The organism is Microbacterium arabinogalactanolyticum, assembly GCF_030268005.1.
GTDB classification, from domain to species: domain Bacteria; phylum Actinomycetota; class Actinomycetes; order Actinomycetales; family Microbacteriaceae; genus Microbacterium; species Microbacterium arabinogalactanolyticum.
The window spans coordinates 337,264-359,024 of sequence record NZ_BRZC01000002.1; the positions used below are offsets into that span (position 1 = coordinate 337,264).

The window sequence follows — 21,761 nt, forward strand, 5'->3', positions numbered from 1 at the left end:
TTAAAACGTGCTGGCCCGCTACGAAAGGACATGACTCGGATCATGGGATACATCAAGTCCGAAGCCCTCGAGGAAAAGGGATTCGTCATCCTCGACAGCTACGCCCAGGAACTCGACCCCAAGGAGTGGCTGGACCTGGAGTACAACGACTGGAAGTCCTCGGGTGACACCCGCTTCGCTCCGCTTGCGAGCGCCAAGGGCGAGATCGAGTGCAACGGCTTCTGGAACCACAAGCCGCCGCGCACCGACAAGGACGGCGTCTGGATCGACTCGCAGGTCGAGAAGGCTCCCAACCTGACCCGCCGGGCCAAGGAGCCGGGTGCGAACGTCGGCCGCTGCCGCGTGATCGAGCTGCAGCCCACGCCCTACGGCGACTGCCTCTACAACCTCCACCAGGACGACAACAACCGCCTCAACCCGGACGGCACCGGCTGGGTCGTGCGCGGCTTCTTCAACCTGACCGACGACAAGGACAGCTTCTTCGTCCTGCGCGAGAACCGCACCGACCCCCAGGGCGAGGTGCGCATCGCGCTGCCCGCCGGCGCGCAGCTGATCATCGACACGCAGCGCCTGTGGCACGCCACCACGCACAACGGCACCGAGCCGCGCTACAACCTGATCACCTCGTGGACCTCGGGTCCGGAGCTGGACGCCTACATCGAGAAGTACCACGGCACCGACCAGCACACCCAGTTCGAGGTTCCGCAGGACGTGCTCGAGCACGGCTACGCCGAGCAGGCCCGCAAGGACGCCGCCCGTGCCGCCTACTACGCGGCCAAGGGCCAGCAGGCCAAGCTCGCCATGAGCGAGGCCTGAGTCCCCGCATCCGCATCGCAGCGGCCCCGGGTCCCTCGCGGACCGGGGCCGTTGCCGCATCCGGGGGAATCACATGCTTGTCATTCCCCGGGATCTGGGCGATAATCGCCTCATAACCGCATAGCTCGCCGAGGTTCTTCGGTCAGGTCGTAGGGGAAGACGCACCTGATGAAACGGAGAGATCATGGCGACGGGATACGCACGCGGAGTGGTGTACGTCCACTCCGCCCCACGCGCGCTCTGCCCGCACCTCGAATGGGCGGTCGGACGCGCTATCGGTCGCGCCGTCAGTTTCGACTGGAGCGATCAGCCGGTGCAGTCGGGCACCCGACGCGCCGAGTTCTACTGGGACGGGCCGGTCGGCACAGGCTCCGCCATCGCGACGGCCATCCGCGGCTGGGAGCACCTGCGCTTCGAGGTCTCCGAGGACCCGACGGCCGGGAACGACGGCGGTCGCTGGATGCACACGCCCGACCTCGGCATCCACTACGCGCAGACCGACTCCGCGGGCAATGTGGTGATCGGCGAGGACCGCATCCGCTACGCGATGGAGATCGCGGCGGGCAGCATGGTCGAGCTGCAGCGGGAGCTCGACGTCGCCCTCGGTGCCGCGTGGGACGAGGAGCTGGAGCCCTTCCGCCACGCCGGCGACGATGCGCGTGTCGTGTGGCTCCACAAGGTGGGGTAGCCGCTCCGCTGGTGGGTCGGGTAGCCGCGCGACCCAGAGACGTGCGGAGGAGGCCCGAGTAACGGGATCCGGTGATCACCTCCCGGATGCCGAGAAAGCGAATCCTCCGCATAACGACTGAAGCCCCCTGCGGGGAAGCAGGGGGCTTCGTCATGCCCGGACGATCCCGGCATCAGATCACCGCTGTGCGCTGCAGGGGGAGCGCACTCTCGGCGGTGCGGTCGCCTACGGCGGTCCAGGCTGCGGCCAGCCGGTCCATGGCCGCAGCCGTGCGCTCGGGCGTGAGCGTGATCGGGATCCGGAGGCGTCGCTCCAGGACCCCTCCCAGCGCGAAGCGCGGACCGGGCGGCAGGATCAGCCCGTGCTCCCGCGCGCTGAGCGCCAGTCTCGTCGAGATCGGTGCGCCGAGATCCAGCCAGGTCGAGAGGCCCCCGGGGGTGGTGGGCATCGTGAGACCGTGCAGTCGGGCGACGCCTGCGGCCACGGCCTCGCGGCCCGCGTGCAGCCGCTCGCGCACATGCCCGAGGAGCGCAGGCATGTCGTCGAGCAGTTCGATTGCGATGCACTGCTCCAGCAACGCGGTCCCCAGTTCGAACGAGGGGCGAACGGCGAGCAGTCGCGCGATGATCCCGGGTTCCGCTCTGATCCAGCCCAGGCGCATACCGCCCCAGGCGATCTTCGACATCGATCCGATCGTGAGCACGTGGGGACCGAATGCTGCCATCGGCACCGGGGTCCAGCCCCGGTCGATGTCGAGTTCCGCCGTCGTCTCGTCGACGATGAGGTGCGTTCCCGCGCTGCGTGCTGTGGCGGCGACCCTCGAGCGTGCGGCATCGGGCAGGGTGGCCCCGGTGGGGTTGTGGAAGTCGGCGATGAGGTACGCCATGTGAGGACGACTGCGCAGCAGCAGATCCATGAGGTGAGCGGTGTCCCAGCCGTCGACGTCGACCGGGGTCGGCAGCAGCCGATAGCCGTGGCGGCGCAGCGACTCCAGCGCATGCGGGAAGGTGGGCTGCTCGACCAGGGCGCGCTCTCCTCGTCGACCGATCGCCGCCAGGATGAGGTTCATGGCGTTCAGCGCCCCCGAGGTGATCATGATCTCCTCGGCGGATGTCGGAACGCCGCGCTGGGTGAAGCGCTGCGCCACGGCGTCCCGCAGCTCCGGCAGTCCCTGCAGCGAGTATCCGCTCGTGCCGCGCAGCGCGGCGAGCCGCGGCAGTGACCGCACGGTGGCGTCGTAGAGCCCGGGGGTCGAGTCCATCGACGCGATGGACAGGTCGATCGCGCCCGCGTCGTCGGAAGGAACCGGCGCGACGGATCCGCTCGGCAGCGCCACGCGGGTGCCGCCTCCGTGCACACGCGTCGCGTATCCGGCGGCGGCGAGCAGATCGTAGGCTCGGGTCACGGTGGAGCGCGAGCGGCGCAGCTCGGTCGCCAGCGCGCGTTCGCTGGGCAATCGCTCGCCGACGGTGATCCGTCCGTCCAGGATCAGTGCGCGGATCTGATCCGCCAGGCCCGCGGCACTCGCGCCCGCCACGCTCTGGGCGCCGAGCTGATCGACCAGTCGTGATGTCATGTCCCCAGCATGCCGCAAAGTGGCCCGAGATCAGCAGACCACTTTGTGAGGAGTGGTCTCGTCGGCGGCGTCTGATGCGGCATCAGCATGGACTCATGAACGCACGGTCGATTCTCATGCCCATCGCAGCCGCGAGCCGACGCGAACTCGTCGAGCGGCTCACGCAGCTGCTGTCCGGGCTCATCCTGTACGGCGCGGCCATGGCCCTGATGGTGCGGGCGGGCATCGGCGTGGCGCCCTGGGACGTGCTGGCCGTGGGCATCGCCGATCGCACCGGCCTCGGATTCGGGGTGGTGACCTGCCTGGTGGCCGCCGTCGTGCTCCTGCTGTGGATCCCGCTGCGTCAGCGCCTGGGGATCGGCACGGTGCTCAACGCCGTGCTGATCGGGCCCAGCGCCGATCTCACGCTCGGGCTGGTTCCTCCTGCGCCCTCGATCTGGATCGGCGTGCCCATGTTCGTCGGCGGACTGGTGCTGCTGGCGTTCGCCACCGGACTCTACATCTCCGCCGACTTCGGACCAGGGCCCCGCGATGGATTGATGACCGGACTGGTGGCGCGGACGGGGCGTCCGGTGTGGATGGTCCGCACGGTGCTCGAGGGAGGCGTCCTGCTCATCGGCTTCCTGCTGGGCGGTCCGGTCGGCGTGGGGACCGTGCTGTTCGCGTTCGGAGTGGGACCGCTCGTCGGCTGGTTCCTCGCGGTGTTCACCCGCATCCGGGCATCCCGCGCCCTTGCGCTCGCCCGCCCGGTGGACTGACGGCGCGAGAGAGCAGGACGCCCCCGGGGATCCCCCGGGGGCGTCCTGCTGCAGGAGCCGGCTCAGGCGCTGCGGAACGCGACGACGGCGTTGTGGCCGCCGAAGCCGAACGAGTTGCTGATCGCGAGCAGATCGCCGTCGCCGAGCGGCTGCGGCGAGGTCGAGAGCTTGAACGGGACGGCCGGGTCGGGCTCGGTCATGTTGATGGTCGGCGGCGCGACGCGGTCGCGCAGCGCGAGGATCGTGTACACGGCTTCGAGCGCGCCGGTGCCGCCCAGCAGATGCCCGGTCGACGCCTTGGTCGCGGAGACGGGGATCTCGTCGATGCGGTCGCCGAACACGCGCTTGAGCGCCTCGTACTCGTTCGGGTCGCCGACAGGGGTGGACGTGGCGTGCGCGTTGATGTGCGAGACCTCGTCCGCGGAGGCACCCGCCTGCTGCAGCGCCTGCTCGACGGCACGGGCCGCGCCCGCGCCCTCGGGGTCGTTGCCGGTGATGTGGTACGAGTCGGCGGAGACGCCGCCGCCCACCAGGTAGGCGTAGATCTTCGCGCCGCGGGCCTTGGCGTGCTCCTCGGTCTCGAGGACCAGTGCCGCGCCGCCCTCGCCCATGACGAAGCCGTCGCGGTCGATGGCGCCGGGGCGGGAGGCGGTGGCCGGGTCGTCGTTGCGACGGGACAGGGCCTGTGCTGAGGCGAAGGACGCCATGGTGATCGGGTGGATCGCGGACTCCGCGCCACCGGCGATGATCACGTCGGCGAGCCCGTCCTGCAGGTGGTCGTAGGCGTTCGCGATCGACTCCGTGCTGGAGGCGCAGGCGCTGACGACCGTGCGTGCGAAAGCCTTGGCGTTGAAGTGCAGCGACAGGTTTCCCGCACCGGCGTTGGGCATCAGCATCGGAACCGTCAGCGGCATGACCCGGCGCGGTCCCTTCTCACGCAGCGTGTCCCAGGCGTCCAGCAGCGTCCACACGCCGCCGATGCCCGTGGCCCAGTCGATGCCGAGGCGCTCCGGAGCGACCTCGGGAGAACCGGCGTCCTCCCAGGCCTCACGGGCGGCGATCATCGCGAACTGGGTCGAGGGGTCAAGGCGCTTGGCCTCGTGACGGGGGAGCACCTCCTCGGGGCGGACGGTCGCCTCGGCGGCGAAGTGCACGGGGATCTGGTACTTCTCGATCCAGTCGTGCTCCAGCGTGCGCGTACCGGACTTGCCTGCGAGCAGATTGGCCCAGTTCTCTGGGGCCGTGCCGCCCAGAGCGGACGTGGCGCCGATACCGGTGACGACGATGCGCTTGGTCATGAAGGTCCTTCGTGAGGAGGGAGGTGGTTCAGGGAAAAGGAGGATGCCACGCCCCGCGCCCATCGACCGGCTGCTGAGCCTGTCGAGTGCAGGGCCGGCGGGGGTGGCATCCGCGGTGGTGCTTACTCCTGGCCGGCGACGATGAAGTTGACGGCGTCGGCGACCGTCTTGAGGTTCTTGACCTCGTCGTCGGGGATGGTCACGCCGAACTTCTCCTCGGCGTTGACGACGATCGTCATCATCGAGATCGAGTCGATGTCGAGGTCGTCGGTGAACGACTTCTCCATCGCGACCTCGGATGCGTCGATGCCGGTCTCGTCGGTGACCAGCTCAGCAAGTCCTGCGAGGACCTCGTCGGTGGTGAGAGCCATGGTGTTTCCTCTTTCTCGGAATGGTTTCGGAACCGGTGAACAGTCTAGGGAAGGCGCTCCCGATCAGGGGAGCACCACCACCTGCGCGCCGAAGACGAGCCCTGCGCCGAAGCCGATCTGCAGCGCCAGACCACCGCTGAGCTCGGGGTGCTCTTCGAGCAGACGGTGGGTGGCAAGGGGGATCGAGGCGGCCGAGGTGTTGCCGGTCGTCTCGATATCGCGTGCGATGACGGTGGTCTCGGGGAGCTTCAGTTGCTTGGCGAACTCCTCCACGATGCGCAGGTTCGCCTGGTGCGGGATGAAGGCGGCGAGGTCGGATGCTTCGATGCCGGCCTTCTCGAGGGCCTCACGGGCGACCTTGGCCATCTCCCAGACGGCCCAGCGGAACACGCGGGGTCCTTCCTGGCGGAGGGTCGGCCACGGGGAGGTCCCGTCACGGAACTCGGTGAGCGTGTGGTTCATGCCGACGAGGTCGGCCTTGGACCCGTCGGAGCCCCACACGGTGGCGGAGATGCCGGGGGTCTCGCTGGGGCCGATGACCACCGCGCCCGCGCCGTCTCCGAGCAGGAAGGAGATGCTGCGGTCGGTCGGGTCGACGATGTCGGACAGCTTCTCCGCGCCGACCACGACGGCGTAGTGCGCGGCGCCCGCGCGGATGAGCGCGTCGGCCTGCGCCACGGCATAGGCGTAGCCGGCACAGGCGGCGTTGACGTCGTATGCGGCAGCGGGATTCGCGCCGATGCGGTCGGCGACGATCGCCGACACCGAGGGCGTCTGCTTGGGGTTGCTGATGGTGGCGACGATGACGAGGTCGATGTCCGCCGGGTCGACTCCGGAGCGCTGCACGGCCTCGGCCGCCGCGGCGGAGGAGAGATCGATCGCGTCCGTCTCGGGCACGGCGCGAGCGCGCGTGATGATGCCGGTGCGCTGGCGGATCCACTCATCGCTGGAGTCGATGGGGCCGACCAGGTCGTCGTTCGGGACGGCGTTCTCCCCGCGCGCGGCACCGACGGAGTAGATCCGGGTGTGCGCGGCTCCGGTGGCCTGGGTGATGGTGGCGCTCATGCTGCTTCTCCGTTCAGCAGCGCGACTGCTGCGTCGAGGTCGTCAGGGGTCTTCACGGCGACGTTGGGCACGCCCTTCAGGCCGCGTTTTGCGAGGCCGACGAGCGCGCCGGCCGGGGCGACCTCGATGAAGCCGGTGATACCCGCCTGGGCCATCGATTCCATGCACAGGTCCCAGCGGACCGGCGAGGACACCTGGGTGACGATGCGGTCGAGAGCGTCGCGTCCGTCGGCCACGACGGCGCCGTCGCGGTTCGACCAGAGAGTGATCGTCGGGTCGTTCGCCTCGACGTCGTCGACGGCGGCGCGAAGCGTCTCCACCGCGGATCCCATGTAGGAGGTGTGGAAGGCGCCGGCCACCTGCAGCGGCATGACGCGGACGCCGCGTGGAGCGCTCTCCGCGAGCTTCGCGAGGCTCTCCAAGGCGCCTGCGGCCACGATCTGCCCGGCGACGTTGTAGTTGGCGGGGGCGAGCTCCAGGTCGTCGAGCAGGGCGAGCACCTCGTCGGCGTCGCCGCCGAGAACCGCGCTCATGCCTGTCGCGGCCTGCGCCGCAGCATCCGCCATCGCCCGTCCGCGGATGCCGACCAGGCGCATCGCGTCCTCGGCGCTGATCACGCCGGCGCCGACGAGCGCGGCGAGCTCGCCGACCGAGTGACCGGCCGCGCCGTCGGCGCGGCGGCCGGAGCGGAGAACGAGCTGCTTGGCGGCGACCATCGACGCCGCGACGATCAGCGGCTGCGCGATGCGTGTGTCGCGGATGGTGTCGGCGTCGGACTCCGTGCCGTGCTTGATCAGATCGACCTCAGCGGCGTCGGAGTACGCGGCGAGCTGCTCGGCGACGCCGTCCAGCTCGAGCCAGGGTGCGAGGAATCCGGGGGTCTGGGAGCCCTGTCCAGGGCAGGCGACGACGATCACCCATCCATTCTGTCAACGATGGCGACGCGACAGTGGATGATTCATCACAAGAATCCGCGATTCGTTTGTGCGTGGCGCACAGCGGCTGCCGCGCTCGGGTCGCGATCAGCGGCGACGCGGTGCCGCACGGCGGCGGCTCGGCTCCGACGCTCCGACCGACCCGAGGATGAGCGCGGTCTGCAGGATCAGCGCTTCACGCGGTCCGGTGGCATCCCAGCCGATGACCTCGCTGACGCGCTTGAGACGGTAGCGCACGGTGTTGGGGTGGACGAACAGCTCGCGGGCGGTGGCCTCGAGCGAGCGCCCGTTGTCGAGATAGCTCCACAGCGTGGTCACGAGGTCGGGCGAATGCGCCTGCAGCGGACGGAAGATCCGCTCGATGAGCGTCTGCTTGGCGAGCGTGTCGCCGGCCAGGGCGCGTTCGGGCAGCAGGTCGTCCGCCTCGACGGGACGCGGAGCCCCGCGCCAGGCCCGCGCGACGGCGAACCCGGCCAGCGCCGCACGAGCGCTCTGCCCCGCATCCACCAGTGCGGCGACGGGGGGACCGAGCACGACGTAACCGGGGCCGAACGACGGCTCCAGGCGCTGCGCGATCTCGGCGAACGGCAGCTCCTCTTCCTCCGCCGTCTCCTTGCCCGGAACCCGGGCGCGTCCGACGACGAGCACCAGCCGCGACCCCTGCACGCCGATCAGCACGTCCACCGAGAGGCGCCGAGCGGTGCGTCGGACCTGGTCGACGTCGAACTGCGGGGGCGTCGTGCCGACCAGCACGCACACCTCGCCGTGACCGTGCCAGCCCAGGGCCGCGATGCGGCTGGGCAGCTCCTCATCGGCCTCGCCGGTGAGGATGGAGTCCACCACGAGCGCCTCGAGCCTGGCATCCCACAGCCCACGGGCCTCGGCTGCGCGGGCGTACACGTCCGCCGAGGCGAACGCGACGTCGCGGGAGTACAGCAGGATCGCCTCGCGCAGATCCTCGCCACGGCCGGCGACGCGCTCCTCGGTCACCGCGACCGTCACGCGGATCAGCTGCAGCGTCTGCTGCAGACTGACGCTGCGCAGCAGTTCACGCGGAGCTGCGGCGAAGATGTCGGCCGCGATCCAGGGGGTGGAGGACGGGTCCTCGTACCACTGGATGAAGGAGGTGATGCCCGCTTGCGCCACCAGCCCGACGGCGGACCGCCGGGCCGGTGGCATGTCGGCGTACCACGGGAGGGTGTCCTCCAGCCGCTTGATCGTCACCGTGGCGATGTCACCGGAGATCCGGCGCAGCCAGGCGAGCGTGGCGGCCTTGTCCATGGCCGACGTGGTGGGACCTGTCACAGATTCAGCTCTCGCCGCCTGCGTTTCCGCTGGAGCCGGCGTTCACGTCGTGCAGCGCGTACTTGATGATCGCGTCGCCGACGATGGATCGCTGGATCTTGCCCTGGTCGGCCAGTGCCTGCAGGGTGCGGACGACCATCGACGGACCGTCGATCTTGAAGAAGCGACGGGCCGCGGCGCGGGTGTCGGAGAAGCCGAAGCCGTCGGCGCCGAGCGTGTAGTACGGGTTCGGCACCCACTGGCGGATCTGGTCCTGCACGGCGTGCATGAAGTCGCTCGCGGCGATGACGGGACCCTCGGCGCCCTGCAGCTTCTCGGTGAGGTAGGCCGTGCGGGGCTCCTCGTCGGGGTGCAGGAAGTTGTGCTCGTCGGCCGCGAGACCGTCGTTGCGCAGCTCGCCCCACGAGGTGACCGACCACACGTCGGCGCTGATGTTCCAGTCCTTGCGGAGAAGCTCCTGCGCCTCCAGGGCCCACGGCACACCCACGCCCGAGGCGAACAGCTGAGCCTTCAGGCCCTCGCCGGAGTCGACCGAGATGCGGTGGATGCCGCGGATGATGCCGTCGACGTCCACATCCTCCGGCTCGGCCGGCTGCACGAGCGGCTCGTTGTACACCGTGAGGTAGTACATGACATCGGGGTTCGGGTGGTTGCCGCCGTACATCCGCTCCAGGCCCGAGCGCATGATGTGCGCGATCTCGTAGCCGTATGCGGGGTCGTAGGACACGGTCGCCGGGTTGGTCGAGGCGAGCAGCGGCGAGTGGCCGTCGGCGTGCTGCAGGCCCTCACCCGTGAGAGTGGTGCGCCCCGCGGTGGCGCCGATGACGAAGCCGCGCGCCATCTGGTCGCCGGCCGCCCACAGCGCGTCTCCCGTGCGCTGGTACCCGAACATCGAGTAGAAGATGTAGATCGGGATGAGCGGCTCGCCCTGGGTGGAGTACGAGGTGCCGGCAGCCGTGAACGCGGCCGTGGCGCCCGCCTCGTTGATGCCGACGTGCACGATCTGGCCCTGCGGGCTCTCCTTGTAGGCCAGCAGCAGCTCGCGGTCGACCGACGTGTAGTGCTGACCGTTCGGGTTGTAGATCTTCGCGGTCGGGAAGTACGCGTCGATGCCGAAGGTGCGCGCCTCGTCCGGGATGATCGGCACGATGCGGTTGCCGAAGTCCTTCGAGCGCAGCAGGTCCTTGAGCAGTCGCACGAACGCCATGGTGGTGGCGATCTCCTGCGTTCCCGAGCCCTTCTTCGGCAGCGCGTAGGTGGAGTCGTCCGGCAGCGTGATCGCGGTGTGCTTCGTACGGCGCTCCGGGATGAAGCCGCCCAGGGCGCGGCGGCGCTCCAGCATGTACTGGATCGTCTCGTCGTTCTCGCCCGGGTGGTAGTACGGCGGCAGGTACGGGTTCTCCTCGAGCTGCGCGTCCGTGATCGGGATCTGCATGGTGTCGCGGAAGGTCTTGAGGTTCTCCAGCGTCATCTTCTTCATCTGGTGGGTCGCGTTGCGGCCCTCGAAGTGCGGACCCAGGCCGTAGCCCTTGACGGTCTTGGCGAGGATGACGGTGGGCTGGCCCTTGTGCTCGAGCGCGGCCTTGTAGGCGGCGAAGACCTTGCGGTAGTCATGGCCGCCGCGGCGCAGCTGCCAGATCTGCTCGTCGGTGTAGTCCTTGACCAGGGCGGCGGCGCGCTCGTCCTTGCCGAAGAAGTGCTCGCGGATGTACGCGCCGGACTCGGCCTTGTACGTCTGGTAGTCGCCGTCCGGGGTGGCGTTCATGATGTTCAGCAGCGCGTTGTCGGTGTCGCGGGCGAGCAGGTCGTCCCACTCCCGACCCCAGACCACCTTGATGACGTTCCAGCCGGCGCCGCGGAAGAACGACTCCAGCTCCTGGATGATCTTGCCGTTGCCTCGGACCGGACCATCCAGACGCTGCAGGTTGCAGTTGATCACGAAGGTGAGGTTGTCCAGGCCCTCGTTCGCGGCGACCTGCAGCTGACCGCGGGACTCGACCTCGTCCATCTCGCCGTCGCCGAGGAAGGCCCACACGTGCTGGTCGGAGGTGTCCTTGATGCCGCGGTTGGCGAGGTACTTGTTCGACTGCGCCTGGTAGATCGCGTTGATCGGGCCGAGGCCCATCGACACGGTCGGGAACTGCCAGTAGTCCGGCATGGAGCGCGGGTGCGGGTAGGAGGGCAGTGCGTGACCCTCGTGCGACTTCTCCTGACGGAAGCCGTCCATGTCGGCCTCGCTCAGGCGCCCCTCGAGGAAGGAGCGGGCGTAGATGCCGGGGGAGGCGTGGCCCTGGATGAAGATCTGGTCTCCGCCACCGGGGTGGTTCTGGCCGCGGAAGAAGTGGTTGAAGCCGACCTCGTAGAGCGAGGCCGCGCCGGCGTAGGTGGAGATGTGACCGCCCACGCCGATGCCCGGACGCTGTGCGCGGTGCACCGTGATCGCGGCGTTCCAGCGGATCCAGTGCCGGTAGCGGCGCTCGATCTCCTCGTCGCCGCCGAACTCCGGCTCGTTCTCCGGAGCGATGGTGTTGATGTAGTCGGTGGTCGGCACCATCGGCACGCCGAGGTGCAGGTCCTTGGAGCGCTTGAGCAGGCTGAGCATGATCTCGCGCCCGCGACCGTGGCCCTTCGCGTCGACCAGCTCGTCGAGCGACTGCTGCCACTCGCCGGTCTCCTCCGGATCGCTGTCGAGGGGGCCCTGAGAGTACGGATCCTGATCGTGAACGGTCACGTGGAGCCTTTCGTCTTACTGGCAGGTCGTGCCAAGGAAACGGGAAGCGACGTGGGGGAGCCTTGTCGGCTCGGCACAACACGCGCTGTGCTCAGCCTATATCCGTTCGCGGGTCGGATGCCGCAACGGGCTCCCGCTAGGATCGATACCCGAGGGCCTTTAGCTCAGCTGGTAGAGCGCCACGTTTACACCGTGGATGTCGTCGGTTCGATCCCGGCAGGGCCCACATCGAGACCCCTGGCGGGCGTCCCTCCGGCGACCTAGGCTCGCGTCATGGGAACCCTGACCTTCAGCCTCAACGTCACGCTGGACGGCTGCGTGGATCACCGCGAGGGCATCGCCGACGACGAGTCGCACGCCTTCTTCACACGCCTGATGGACGAGGCCGGCGCGATGCTGTGGGGCCGCGTCACCTACGAGATGATGGAGAGCTACTGGCCCGCCGTCGCGCGCGGTGAGGAGGAGGCTCCGCCCGCGATGCGCGAGTGGGCGGTCAAGCTCGATGCCAAGCCCAAGCACGTCGTGTCGTCGACGCGCACGGACTTCCCGTGGAGCAACAGCCATCACCTCTCCGGCGACCTGCGCGAGGGCGTGCAGCGCCTCAAGGACGAGACCCCGGCCGGAGTGCTCCTGGGCAGCGGCTCGCTCGCCACCGAGCTGGACCGCCTGGACCTGATCGACGAGTACCGCTTCCTCGTGCAGCCGATGATCGCCGGGCACGGCCCGACACTGTTCCAGGCCGGGCTGCCCGCCACTCGGCGGCTCGAGCTGATCTCCGCGACCCCGCTGCGCAGCGGTGCTGTCGACATGCACTACCGGCGCGCGCGCTGACGGGCGGCCTCAGTCCTCGGTGCGGAAGCCGCTCGCCTTGTGCGTGCCGTCGCAGAACGGCTTGATGGCCGAGAGCCCGCACCGGCACAGTGCCACCGTGAGTCGACGACGGGGGATGACCTCGCCGTCGGCGGTCTGCAGCACCACGTCGCCGCGCAGCAGGAGGGGTCCGTCCGGGTAGGGCGTGATCGTCGGCTGCGGCGCTGACGTGCTCATGCGGTCACCCCCGCGCGCAGCGAGGACGACTGCCGCTCCCAGGCATCCAGCATGTGACCGGCGACGGCGCCGTCGATCGCCAGGCAGGCGGCGGCGCCGAACACGATGTCCGGCAGGAGGTGCGGATGCTGCGCGGCCAGGCCGCCGGCCAGGTCGCGCGCCGCGATCTGCTCGTGGACGGCATCCGCCTCGACGTGCTCGTCGAAGTAGTCCGTGACGTCGTCCCCGAATCCGAGTCGTCTCAGTCCGTCGGCGTAGAGGCGGTTCGGGATCGACGAGGTCATCTCGAACGCGGCGAGGTGGCCGACGATCGCTCCGATCAGCCGCCGGTTCAGCCCGAACATCGACATCATGTTGTGGGAGGCCAGCGTGATCGCAGGCACGTCGTCGACGTATGCGCCGTAGGTGTCGTCCAGCCCGGCCCCGCGCAACGCCTTAGCGAAGAGCTCGGCATGCACCCGGTCGGGGCGTCCGCCGCCGTACTCGTCCGACTGGATCTCGACCAGTGCCGCCTTGGGGGAGCCGGACAGGCGGGGGATCGCCCAGGAGTGCGGGTCCGCCTCCCGCAGCGTGTAGATCGAACGCTGCACCAGGAACTCGTGCGCCTGCTCGTTGGTGGCGCGCCTCGCCAGGTGACGGGAGAGACTGGGCCCGTCATCCGCCGCGACGAAGGCGAACAGCGCTCGCGCGACCGCGTCGGTGGTGGGCTCGGGGAGTTCGGGCACCGCGACTCGGGTGCGCAGCACCCGTTCGAACTCCTTCTCGAGCATCAGCCGCACGGCGATCAGGGCCGGGTCCCATTCGCGGTCGGCCTCGAGCCCGTCCAGCGTCCCGTATGCCGAGGCGTACAGCAGGAAGAGTGTGAGCTGAATGTCCTCGTCCGTCGTGATGTCCGAGCAGGAGTGCAGGGCGGCTTCCGCCTCCCGGGTCAGCGTCTTCTGGTCGGCGGGTTCCGTCGCGGTCAGCGCGTCCAGCACGGCCTCGCCCAGCGGGCCCCGAGGACGGACGGCGGTGCCGGCCAGTGCGGGTGCGGTGATGGTCATCGATGCCCTCCCATACGTCGAGGATGCGAGTGTCCACGACGACACCGCGCCGGGGCAGGGCCTTGACCCGGGCGTCCGCCGCACGCTACGCGCGCGGCCGTGGCCGAGGGTGAAGTCCATCGGGATCCCCAGTTTCACCCAACTCGGAGGCCATTCGCGTTCGCTACTTCACCGCGTTACAGCTGAAGGTGACGTCGCCGCCGCGGGAGTGGCTCGTCGCGATGCAGACGGTGCCTTCGATGATGCGTCCTTCCGATGTGGCGCGCGCGTCGACCTTGTCATCGGTGCCCCGGTTGCGGGCGTGCACCCGGATCGCCGGACCATCGCCGTGCTTCTGAACGGTCAGGGTCGCCTCGGTGACGCCGTACGGCATGGAGTCGCGGATGCGGCGGTCGACCGCGTTCAACTTCTCCGGGTCGATGTCGCCGAGAGAGAATGCGCCATCCCCTGCCGGCGTGTCATCACCGGTCAGGGGCGAGATCAGCACGAGTGCACCCTCGCGCCACTCCCACGATGCGCCGAAGGGATGGCTGGTCGTCGGCGCGGTGACGACGGATGTCGTCACGTCGGGAACGGCCGTGTCGGATGCTGCGGCTTCGGCGTGGTCGATCGAGATGCCGAACACCTCATCGCTCCCGGTCGTCGTGATGACAGCGCGGACCATCGCCGCGTACTCCTCGGCGCTGACCACCGCGCCGTACTCGATCGCGTAGCTGTTCCTGACCGTGTTCGAGATCTGGATGAGCCCGATCACGCCCACGATCAGGGCGATGATCGCGAGAAGACCGATGACCACTCCCACCGAGTGACGACGGATCCACGGCGCGGACGGCTGATCGTCCTCGCTCACGGCATCAGCAGCGCGGACCCGCAGCGCATCACGCCGTGGCCTTCTTCGCCGGCCACAGCCTGCGCGGGAGCTCGAAGAGCAGACTCACCGGCATCCGGCGGCCCAGCAGGGCGAAGCCCGTCGAGATCGCCACGGTCGCCAGGAAGATGACCAGCAGACCCAGGGTCGGATTGTCGAACCCGACCTTGAGCGCCAGCCAGCCGAGGGCGGCGAAGACGGGGTAGTGCGAGACGTAGTAGATCAGGGAGTACCTGCCCACGAACCGGGCGGGCGCCAGCCAGCGGACATCAGGCGCGACCGCGGTGAGCCTCACCAGGATCATGATCCCCAACATCGCGGGCACCGCCGAGAGCGGCTCGTACCAGAGCGGGTCGATCAGGCCCGAGTACAGGCCGACGCCGATCGGGATGATCGCGAGTCCCGCCGCGAGCGGCACGCTCAGGCGCTTGGCGTATTCGTCCCAGTGCTTCTCGATGAACGCGCCCAGGAAGAAGAACGGCATCAGATAGAAGAACCGGCGCAGCAGTTCGAGATCGGCGGGGATGACGAACATCAGCACGAACGGCACCGCGAACAGGACCCAGATCGGCAGCCATTTCATGAGCAGCGCGATGATGTAGTACGCGAAGACGAACTGCATGAACCACAGGTAGGTGTTCCAGAAGCCCAGCTCCCACGGCATGAACTTCACCTGGGACGGCTCCGCCACGAACTCCATCGCCGCGTACACCAGGGTCCACACGAAGATGGGCCACAGGATGCGGCGCACCTTGCCCCACACGTACTTGCCGGCGGGCACGTGCAGGGAGCCCGCGACCAGCAGCCCGGAGAGGAACATCAGCATCGGCATCCGGAACGGTGCGAAGAAGTTGCTGACGAACTCGAAGAAGCCAGGCACCTCGCCGATGCGGTAGGCGGTGATCTGCGTGCTGTGGTGCAGGATCACCAGCAGGATCGAGAGCCCGCGCAGCAGGTCCATCCATCCGATCCGGCGATCGTGCCGGTCCAGAGCGCGACTGATGTCGGCGCCGCCGCTGCGGTCGGTGCGGCGGCGCGCCTCGGCGCGGGTCGCAGGGGCCGGGGAGGACGCGGAATCGGTGTGCTCGGACATCCCGGTCAGTATACGAGGGGGTCGCTGACGGAACCGGAGGAGCGGCGGCGTGGGCGCCGCGGGATCCAGCAGGACACGCGATCGCGATACGCCTCGTACGGGGCGCCGAACCGGGCGACGAGATCCCGCTCCTCCCACGGCCGGATGAGGTCGTTCCAGACGAGTGAGCCGCACAGCGCGTAGATCACGACGAGCCACGAGCCGCAGATCAGGCCGACAGCCATCCCCTGGGCGATCCCCGCCACCGCCATCGGATTGCGCACGAACCGGTACGGGCCGCCCACCACGAGCAACCGGGCGGTCGCGACCGGCAGCGGGGTGCCGTCGCCGCGCCCCGCCATCGTGACGGCCGACCAGATCCCGAGCGCCGAGGCGGCTGCGAGGAGGACGACGCCGGTGATCGTGACGGCGGGCGGGAACGGCATCCGCAGCCCCCACCGGAGCTCGACGAGCGCGATGCCCGCCGGGACGACCACGAGGCAGACTCCCCAGAAGACCACGATCTGGCCGGCCGTGCGCAGCAGCTGCGTTCGCGGCCGCGCCGACGTCGCCTCGCGCGCGCGGAACGGTCCGATCAGCAGCCACTCCGAGGGGATCCGGTTCAGCCGTACCAGCAGCACCGCGCCCACCGAGCAGACCGATGCCGCGATCATGAGCAGGGACCCCCAGCCCGCGGACGTCGTGACTGTCGAGTACAGGGCCATGGCTGCCGTGATCAGCACGGTCCAGCTCGCCGTGACCTCGGCGGCGAACCGCACGCCCAGCGCGGCGAGCGCAGACGCGATGACGAAGAGGGGGATGTCGACAGCAGCGACGAGTCCCGCGGGCAGGTCGCCGAGCGTCAGCATCCGGATGCCGGGGGAGAGCGCGACAGCAGCCCACCACAGGGCGCCCGCCGCAGCCTGCGCGCCGAAGTACGCGCGCCCCCAGCGGGAGTCCAGCCGTGCGGTGAGCGTCACATCTCCTCGTGCACGGCGGGGTCGGCGTCGAACAGGCGGCCGTCGGCTCGGCCCAGCGCCGTGATCGCCTCGACCTCCGCCGCGTCCAGCACGACGGATGCGGCGGCGAGGTTGGCGCGCTGATGATCGGCCGAGGACGCCTTGGGGATCGAGACGGTCCCCCGTGCGACGTGCCAGGCGATCACGGCCTGCACGGGAGTGATGTCGTGCGCCCGCGCGATCTCGACGATCACGGGCTCCTCGACGACCTCCTTCGCGCGGCCCAGGGGGCTCCAGGCGACGGTCAGGATGCCGCGCTCGGCGTGCAGCGCCAGGGCGTCGCACTGCGGGAAGTACGGATGCACCTCGATCTGGTTCACGACGGGCCGCACGCCCGTCTCGCCCTCGATGCGGTCGAGGTGCGCGGCGAGGAAGTTCGACACGCCGATCTGCCGCACGAGGCCGTCCCGCTGCGCGTCGACGAGCGCCTGCCACGCCTCGCCGTAGAGGTCCCTGCTCGGGTTGGGCCAGTGGATCAGGTGCAGGTCCGTCGCGTCCAGGCGCAGCCGTGCCCGGCTCTCCTCGATGCTGGTGCGGGCCTTCGCGCTCTCGTGATGGCGGCCGGGCAGCTTGGTGGTCACGATCAGCTCGGAACGGTCGACGCCCGAGGCCGCGACGCCCGCGCCGACGGAACCCTCGTTCTCGTAGTTGAAAGCCGAGTCGACCAGACGGTAGCCGCTCCGGATGCCCTCCGCCACGGCGTCCGCTCCGGCCTGTCCTCGCAGACCGTAGGTCCCCAGCCCGACAGCGGGGAGGGCGAAGCCGTTGTGCGCGGTGAACTGAGGGATGGCTGCCATGGGACTCCTCCGGATCGACGTGCCGCCAGCCTACGCGCCGGGCTCGTGCGGTGCGCGTCGACGGGACCATCCGCAGCGGATAGGTCCGGCTGCGTGCTGCGCGTCGACGGGACCATCCGCAGCGGATAGATTTGACAGCGTGAAAGCCACCCCCGAGAACCAGCGCACCCTGCTCGAGATCGCCGAACTCGACCGTCGGCTCCAGCAGGCGGAGCGTGCTCGCACGCAGCCCGCGCAGGGCGCACGCATCAACGAGCTCGCCGCCGTGCGCAAGCAGCAGCTGGCCGAGCTGACCTCCCTCGCGGGAGCCCTCGACGACGCGCGTGCCGAGCTGAAGCGCCTGGAATCGGACGTGACGCTCGCCACCCAGCGCCGTGATCGGGACGGGGAGCGGCTGACCTCGGCGACCGACCCGAAGCAGGCGCAGGCGCTGGAGAACGAGATCGACAGCCTGACCCGTCGCATCTCGATGCTCGAGGACTCCGAGCTCGAGGTCATGGGGCGCGTGGAGGAGGCGCAGGCGGCCGTCGACGCCCAGCAGGCGCTGATCGACCAGACCCAGTCGGAGGGCGCTGCGCTGACCGCGGCGGCGAAGGCCGAGATGGCCGCCGCCGCGACCGAGTCCGAGCACCTGACCCGCGACCGCGCCGCCCTCGCCGGTACCGTCGCGGCCGACCTGATGGCCGAGTTCGAGCGACGCTCCGCCCGTGGCGGGATCGGCGTCGGGCTGCTGCGCCGCGGCGTCTGCGAGGGATGCCGCATGGTGCTCGCCGGCACCGACCTCACCGAGGTTCGCAAGGCCGCGCCGGACGACGTGCTCTCCTGCCCCGAGTGCGGCGCGATCCTGGTGCGCACGGAGGAGTCCGGGCTGTGACGCGCGCCCGGCGCTGCGTCGCCGGTTCATGACGGGAACGACGTCGGATGCCGGTGGTAGACCGGATGCCGTGAGCTCGCCCGCATCGTCGTCGACGCCGCCGCACGCCCTGGTGGCCCGCGCCGTCGACGGACGGGGCTGGATGCTGGCCGTGCTGGAGGATCCGCTCGCCGCCGTCGAGGCGGAGCGCATCTCCGACGAGGCGCTGCCGGATCGCGTGCGGGAGCTGGAGGAGCGTCGATCGCCGCGCTGGACCGTGCGTTCACTGCGCACCTTCTACCCGCCGCTGCTGGCCTCCGGCATCCGGCTGCGCCGAGCGCACGACCTGCTGCTCTGCCACGCCATCCTGCGGGACACGGCGTCGCTGGCCGAGCCTCTGGCGCCCTCGCCGCGGTGGGTGCGCACCGACGAGGTCCAGGACGCCGCTGCGCAGCCGGGTCTGTTCGAGGTCGATCTGCCGAGTCTGCCGCGCGCCGACGACTTCGACGAGGCGCTGACGCAGTGGCGGGCGCAGCAGGCCGCTCTCGGCCGCGCGCCCGACGCTCGGCTGGCGCTGCTGTGCGCCGCGGAGTCCACCGGGGCGCTGATCGCGGAGGAGATGACCGCGGCCGGGCTGCCCTGGAGCACGGCGATCCACCAGCGGATCCTGGAGGACGCCCTGGGGGCCAGACCGCTGCGCGGGGCGCGCCCCGCGCGCATGGCGGCGCTGGCCACGAGGATCGCGGAGGCGCTGAACGACCCGGACCTGAACCCGGACAGTCCGCCGCGGGTGCTGCGCGCCCTGCACCGTGTCGGTGTGTTCGTGGATTCGACCTCGAAGTGGGAGCTGTCCGAGATCGATCATCCGGTGGTGGAGCCGCTGCTGGAGTACAAGAAGCTGTCGCGGCTGTTCGCCGCCAACGGCTGGGCCTGGCTCGACGAGTGGGTGCACGAGGATCGTTTCCGGCCGGTCTACCTGACCGGTGGCGTCGTCACCGGGCGGTGGGCGTCCTCGGGCGGCGGAGCGCTGCAGATCCCGCGTCAGCTGCGCACGGCCGTGCACGCCGATCCGGGCTGGACCTTCGTCGCCGCCGACGTGGCGCAGCTGGAGCCCCGCGTGCTGGCCGCGATGTCGCACGACGCCGCGATGGCCGAGGCTGCGCGCGGTGCCGACCTGTACGACGGCGTCGTGCGCTCAGGTGCGGTCGCCACGCGCGAGGAGGCCAAGTACGCCGTGCTGGGAGCCATGTACGGCGCCACCACGGGCGAGAGCGGTCGCCTCGTGCCGCGGCTGCGTTCGGTGTATCCGCGGGCGATGGGACTGGTCGACGCCGCGGCGCGCACCGGCGAGGAGGGCGGTGTGGTCAGCACCCTGCTCGGCCGCAGCTCCCCGCGTCCGGACGAGTCCTGGCGCCGTGCGCAGTCGCAGGCCAGCGACCCGGGCGCGGGAGGAGCGGACGAGTCCCGAGCGCGCAGCCGGGCCAGGGATCGCGGACGCTTCACGCGCAACTTCGTCGTGCAGGGCACGGCCGCGGAGTGGGCGCTGCTGTGGCTCGCCGAGATACGTCATCGCCTGATGGCGCTGCCGGTGGCATCCGCTCCCGCTCCGGCATCCGGCCCGGTCTTCTCCAGGCGGGCGCACCTGGCGTTCTTCCTGCACGACGAGGTGATCGTGCACTGCCCGGCGGAACAGGCGGACGCCGTGGCATCTGCGGTGCGCGGCGCCGCCGAGGCGGCGACGGCACGACTGTTCCCGGGGTTCGCGATCGACGTGCCGCTGGATCTGCACATCAGCGCCGACGCGGGGAAGTGACGCGCGTCCCGGTAGAAGCGTCCCGAAAGAAGCGTCCCGGTAGAATCGGAGTGCGAGCGGGTCGGCCGGACGGTCGCGTGGCGCGAGAGCGCACCGAGGAACGTCCGGGCTCCACAGGGCAGGGCGGTGGGTAACACCCACCCGGAGTGATCCGCGAGAAAGTGCCACAGAGAGAAGACCGCCCCCTCGGGGGTAAGGGTGAAAGGGTGGTGTAAGAGACCACCGGGGGACATGGTGACATGTCCCGCCAGGTAAACCTCGCCCGGAGCAAGACCAGACAGAGGACGTCGACGCGGCCCGCCGAGTCCTCGGGTAGGTTGCTGGAGCGGCACGGCAACGTGTCGCCGAGAGAGATGGCCGTCAAGGGAGCGCGAGCTCCTGAACAGAACCCGGCGTACAGGCCGGCCCGCTCGCATTCAGACCCGTCCGACAGGGATCACCCGGTCGGACGGGTCTCTTCGTGGTCGGGAGGATCGTGATTCCCGCGTAATGAAAGGGCCGGTACGACGTCTCTTCCTGTGTCGGATACGCATACCACGCAGGGAGCACGATGAACACGCTGGCCATCCAGTTCGCGGTCGCAGCCGTGATGGTGCCCGTCGGGATCGCCGGGGCGGTGATCGCCGCGCTCAGCGCGGTCATCACCTGCGTCGTGCTGATCAGGGGGAGCGACGAGATCGGCATCCCCGTCGCCGGATGGATCGTGGGTACGATCCTGAGCCTGGCCGCGGCCTTCGTCGAGCTGACGCCCACCCTCGTGTCGGCGGCCGCGGGTGCGGTGGTGGTCGTGGTCGCGCTCGTCGTGCTCGGCGGACGACGGGCTCACTCCCGCAGGCTGCACACACGCTGACTCCTGCGCGACCTCTGCAGGCATGCGAAGGGCCCCGATCAGGTGATCGGGGCCCTTCGACGTTCTCGGGTCTCAGTCGGCGGCGAGTGACGCGGCGCCGATGATGCCGGCCGCGTTGCGGTGCACGGCAGCGACGATCGGGGTGTTCAGCTCGAGCAGCGGCAGGAACTTCTCCGGATGCTTGGAGACGCCGCCGCCGACGACGAACAGGTCGGGGCTGAACAGGAACTCGATCTGGCTGTAGAACTCCTGCAGCCGCTCGCCCCAGGCCTCCCAGGACAGGCTCTCGCGCTCCATGGCGGAGTAGGCGGTCCACTTCTCGATGGACTCGCCCTCGCGCTTGATGTGGCCGAGCTCCGTGTTCGGCACGAGCACGCCGTCGTAGAGGAACGCGGAGCCGATGCCGGTGCCCAGCGTGGTTAGGATAGTGAGTCCCATGGCATCCCGTGCCGCGCCGTGGCGCGCCTCGGCGACGCCCGCGGCATCCGCGTCGTTGACGAACGCGATGTGGCGGCCCAGGCCTTCCTCGAAGAACTTCTCGGCCTCGAAGCCGACCCAGTCCTGTGCGATGTTCGCCGCTGACAGCGTCCGTCCGCGCTTGACGATCGCGGGGAAGGCCACGCCCAGCGGCAGCTGCGAACCCGTCACACCCAGCGTGTCCAGCACCTCGCGGACGGTGTCCAGCACGTCCGCGGGACGTGCGCCCTTTGGCGTGTCGACACGCACGCGATCCGAGTCGAGCGTGCCGTGCTCGAGGTTGACGATTCCTGCCTTGATGCCGGTGCCGCCGATGTCGACGCCGATTGCCTGCTGTGCCATGCCGAACAGCCTATCCAGATCGGTCCGGACGATTAGG

The 21,761-nt window shown here is 69.8% G+C and carries 21 protein-coding genes, 1 tRNA gene and 1 other RNA gene; 9 read left to right on the forward strand and 14 right to left on the reverse strand.

The features are described from left to right. Positions 1-42: 42 nt before the first annotated feature. Both MIAR_RS02220 and MIAR_RS02225 read left to right on the forward strand, forming a co-directional pair. Positions 43-816, forward strand: a complete 774-nt coding sequence (locus MIAR_RS02220; RefSeq protein ID WP_344289100.1) for a hypothetical protein — start codon at positions 43-45, stop codon at positions 814-816. A gap of 184 nt (positions 817-1,000) precedes the next feature. Then, complete coding sequence (locus tag MIAR_RS02225; protein WP_285630577.1) at positions 1,001-1,504, forward strand: DUF3145 domain-containing protein; 504 nt, start codon at positions 1,001-1,003, stop codon at positions 1,502-1,504. A 172-nt stretch (positions 1,505-1,676) separates the two neighbouring features. On the opposite strand, the gene yczR is transcribed toward MIAR_RS02225, so the two are convergent. After that, the gene (gene yczR, locus MIAR_RS02230) at positions 1,677-3,080 is read right to left on the reverse strand and encodes a MocR-like transcription factor YczR (RefSeq protein WP_285630580.1); all 1,404 of its coding nucleotides are present in this window, start codon (positions 3,078-3,080) and stop codon (positions 1,677-1,679) included. 95 nt (positions 3,081-3,175) lie between these two features. On the opposite strand from yczR, the gene yczE reads away from it, so the two are divergent. Beyond that, the gene (gene yczE, locus MIAR_RS02235) at positions 3,176-3,838 is read left to right on the forward strand and encodes a membrane protein YczE (protein WP_285630583.1); all 663 of its coding nucleotides are present in this window, start codon (positions 3,176-3,178) and stop codon (positions 3,836-3,838) included. A 62-nt stretch (positions 3,839-3,900) separates the two neighbouring features. Here yczE and MIAR_RS02240 read toward each other — a convergent pair whose 3' ends face one another. The 6 genes from MIAR_RS02240 to aceE form a co-directional block, all read right to left on the reverse strand. Continuing rightward, positions 3,901-5,136 carry a beta-ketoacyl-[acyl-carrier-protein] synthase family protein gene (locus MIAR_RS02240; RefSeq protein ID WP_285630586.1) on the reverse strand — a complete coding sequence of 412 codons (1,236 nt, stop codon included), beginning with the start codon at positions 5,134-5,136 and terminating at the stop codon, positions 3,901-3,903. A 122-nt stretch (positions 5,137-5,258) separates the two neighbouring features. Continuing rightward, positions 5,259-5,507, reverse strand: coding sequence for an acyl carrier protein (locus MIAR_RS02245; RefSeq protein ID WP_193596127.1), 249 nt, complete (start codon positions 5,505-5,507; stop codon positions 5,259-5,261). Positions 5,508-5,570: 63 nt separating this feature from the next. After that, a complete protein-coding gene (locus MIAR_RS02250; RefSeq protein WP_285630593.1) occupies positions 5,571-6,572 on the reverse strand; it encodes a beta-ketoacyl-ACP synthase III in 1,002 nt (333 codons plus the stop codon). After that, the gene (locus tag MIAR_RS02255) at positions 6,569-7,489 is read right to left on the reverse strand and encodes an ACP S-malonyltransferase (protein WP_285630596.1); all 921 of its coding nucleotides are present in this window, start codon (positions 7,487-7,489) and stop codon (positions 6,569-6,571) included. The genes MIAR_RS02250 and MIAR_RS02255 overlap by 4 nt, the downstream gene beginning before the upstream one ends. A 105-nt stretch (positions 7,490-7,594) precedes the next feature. Further along, on the reverse strand, positions 7,595-8,788 hold the full coding sequence (locus MIAR_RS02260; RefSeq protein ID WP_285630716.1) for a PucR family transcriptional regulator: 1,194 nt from the start codon (positions 8,786-8,788) through the stop codon (positions 7,595-7,597). Positions 8,789-8,816: 28 nt separating this feature from the next. Continuing rightward, positions 8,817-11,543: a pyruvate dehydrogenase (acetyl-transferring), homodimeric type gene (aceE, locus tag MIAR_RS02265; RefSeq protein WP_285630599.1), complete on the reverse strand. Its 2,727-nt coding sequence runs from the start codon at positions 11,541-11,543 to the stop codon at positions 8,817-8,819. Positions 11,544-11,696: 153 nt separating this feature from the next. Between aceE and MIAR_RS02270 the strand changes: the two genes are divergently transcribed. After that, positions 11,697-11,769: transfer RNA gene (locus tag MIAR_RS02270), tRNA-Val, on the forward strand. A gap of 47 nt (positions 11,770-11,816) precedes the next feature. Beyond that, a complete protein-coding gene (locus tag MIAR_RS02275; protein ID WP_285630602.1) occupies positions 11,817-12,374 on the forward strand; it encodes a dihydrofolate reductase family protein in 558 nt (185 codons plus the stop codon). Between the two features lie 9 nt (positions 12,375-12,383). Here the strand turns inward: MIAR_RS02275 and MIAR_RS02280 are convergent, their stop codons facing one another. From MIAR_RS02280 to MIAR_RS02305, 6 genes are all read right to left on the reverse strand, one after another. Continuing rightward, positions 12,384-12,590, reverse strand: a complete 207-nt coding sequence (locus MIAR_RS02280) for a CDGSH iron-sulfur domain-containing protein (protein ID WP_285630605.1) — start codon at positions 12,588-12,590, stop codon at positions 12,384-12,386. After that, positions 12,587-13,633, reverse strand: coding sequence for an iron-containing redox enzyme family protein (locus tag MIAR_RS02285; RefSeq protein ID WP_285630608.1), 1,047 nt, complete (start codon positions 13,631-13,633; stop codon positions 12,587-12,589). The genes MIAR_RS02280 and MIAR_RS02285 overlap by 4 nt, the downstream gene beginning before the upstream one ends. A 163-nt stretch (positions 13,634-13,796) precedes the next feature. Then, positions 13,797-14,483 carry a hypothetical protein gene (locus MIAR_RS02290; protein ID WP_285630611.1) on the reverse strand — a complete coding sequence of 229 codons (687 nt, stop codon included), beginning with the start codon at positions 14,481-14,483 and terminating at the stop codon, positions 13,797-13,799. Positions 14,484-14,511: 28 nt separating this feature from the next. After that, a complete protein-coding gene (locus MIAR_RS02295; protein WP_285630613.1) occupies positions 14,512-15,594 on the reverse strand; it encodes an acyltransferase family protein in 1,083 nt (360 codons plus the stop codon). A gap of 5 nt (positions 15,595-15,599) precedes the next feature. After that, positions 15,600-16,553, reverse strand: coding sequence for a methyltransferase family protein (locus tag MIAR_RS02300; RefSeq protein WP_285630616.1), 954 nt, complete (start codon positions 16,551-16,553; stop codon positions 15,600-15,602). Next, entirely contained in the window at positions 16,550-17,389 is an 840-nt protein-coding gene (locus MIAR_RS02305; protein WP_285630619.1) for an aldo/keto reductase, read from the reverse strand. The genes MIAR_RS02300 and MIAR_RS02305 overlap by 4 nt, the downstream gene beginning before the upstream one ends. A 139-nt stretch (positions 17,390-17,528) precedes the next feature. Here MIAR_RS02305 and MIAR_RS02310 point away from each other — a divergent pair, with 139 nt between their 5' ends. The 4 genes from MIAR_RS02310 (at position 17,529) to MIAR_RS02325 (ending at position 20,905) form a co-directional block, all read left to right on the forward strand. After that, positions 17,529-18,263, forward strand: a complete 735-nt coding sequence (locus MIAR_RS02310; protein ID WP_285630622.1) for a zinc ribbon domain-containing protein — start codon at positions 17,529-17,531, stop codon at positions 18,261-18,263. 28 nt (positions 18,264-18,291) lie between these two features. After that, positions 18,292-20,055, forward strand: coding sequence for a bifunctional 3'-5' exonuclease/DNA polymerase (locus MIAR_RS02315; RefSeq protein ID WP_425561548.1), 1,764 nt, complete (start codon positions 18,292-18,294; stop codon positions 20,053-20,055). Positions 20,056-20,112: 57 nt separating this feature from the next. Further along, an RNA gene (rnpB, locus tag MIAR_RS02320) (RNase P RNA component class A) lies at positions 20,113-20,468 on the forward strand. A 137-nt stretch (positions 20,469-20,605) separates the two neighbouring features. Continuing rightward, complete coding sequence (locus MIAR_RS02325) at positions 20,606-20,905, forward strand: hypothetical protein (RefSeq protein ID WP_285630626.1); 300 nt, start codon at positions 20,606-20,608, stop codon at positions 20,903-20,905. Positions 20,906-20,977: 72 nt separating this feature from the next. Here MIAR_RS02325 and ppgK read toward each other — a convergent pair whose 3' ends face one another. Next, a complete protein-coding gene (ppgK, locus tag MIAR_RS02330) occupies positions 20,978-21,724 on the reverse strand; it encodes a polyphosphate--glucose phosphotransferase (RefSeq protein ID WP_285630629.1) in 747 nt (248 codons plus the stop codon). Between the last annotated feature and the right edge of the window lie 37 nt (positions 21,725-21,761).

Bases quoted from the DNA above. Each gene is read 5' to 3' on its own strand.
- MIAR_RS02220 (WP_344289100.1), top strand. From the start codon at position 43: ATGGGATACATCAAGTCCGAAGCCCTCGAGGAAAAGGGATTCGTCATC.
- MIAR_RS02225 (WP_285630577.1), top strand. From the start codon at position 1,001: ATGGCGACGGGATACGCACGCGGAGTGGTGTACGTCCACTCCGCCCCA.
- yczR (WP_285630580.1), bottom strand. From the start codon at position 3,080: ATGACATCACGACTGGTCGATCAGCTCGGCGCCCAGAGCGTGGCGGGC.
- yczE (WP_285630583.1), top strand. From the start codon at position 3,176: ATGAACGCACGGTCGATTCTCATGCCCATCGCAGCCGCGAGCCGACGC.
- MIAR_RS02240 (WP_285630586.1), bottom strand. From the start codon at position 5,136: ATGACCAAGCGCATCGTCGTCACCGGTATCGGCGCCACGTCCGCTCTG.
- MIAR_RS02245 (WP_193596127.1), bottom strand. From the start codon at position 5,507: ATGGCTCTCACCACCGACGAGGTCCTCGCAGGACTTGCTGAGCTGGTC.
- MIAR_RS02250 (WP_285630593.1), bottom strand. From the start codon at position 6,572: ATGAGCGCCACCATCACCCAGGCCACCGGAGCCGCGCACACCCGGATC.
- MIAR_RS02260 (WP_285630716.1), bottom strand. From the start codon at position 8,788: ATGGACAAGGCCGCCACGCTCGCCTGGCTGCGCCGGATCTCCGGTGAC.
- MIAR_RS02275 (WP_285630602.1), top strand. From the start codon at position 11,817: ATGGGAACCCTGACCTTCAGCCTCAACGTCACGCTGGACGGCTGCGTG.
- MIAR_RS02280 (WP_285630605.1), bottom strand. From the start codon at position 12,590: ATGAGCACGTCAGCGCCGCAGCCGACGATCACGCCCTACCCGGACGGA.
- MIAR_RS02285 (WP_285630608.1), bottom strand. From the start codon at position 13,633: ATGACCATCACCGCACCCGCACTGGCCGGCACCGCCGTCCGTCCTCGG.
- MIAR_RS02295 (WP_285630613.1), bottom strand. From the start codon at position 15,594: ATGTCCGAGCACACCGATTCCGCGTCCTCCCCGGCCCCTGCGACCCGC.
- MIAR_RS02305 (WP_285630619.1), bottom strand. From the start codon at position 17,389: ATGGCAGCCATCCCTCAGTTCACCGCGCACAACGGCTTCGCCCTCCCC.
- MIAR_RS02315 (WP_425561548.1), top strand. From the start codon at position 18,292: ATGACGGGAACGACGTCGGATGCCGGTGGTAGACCGGATGCCGTGAGC.
- MIAR_RS02325 (WP_285630626.1), top strand. From the start codon at position 20,606: ATGAACACGCTGGCCATCCAGTTCGCGGTCGCAGCCGTGATGGTGCCC.
- ppgK (WP_285630629.1), bottom strand. From the start codon at position 21,724: ATGGCACAGCAGGCAATCGGCGTCGACATCGGCGGCACCGGCATCAAG.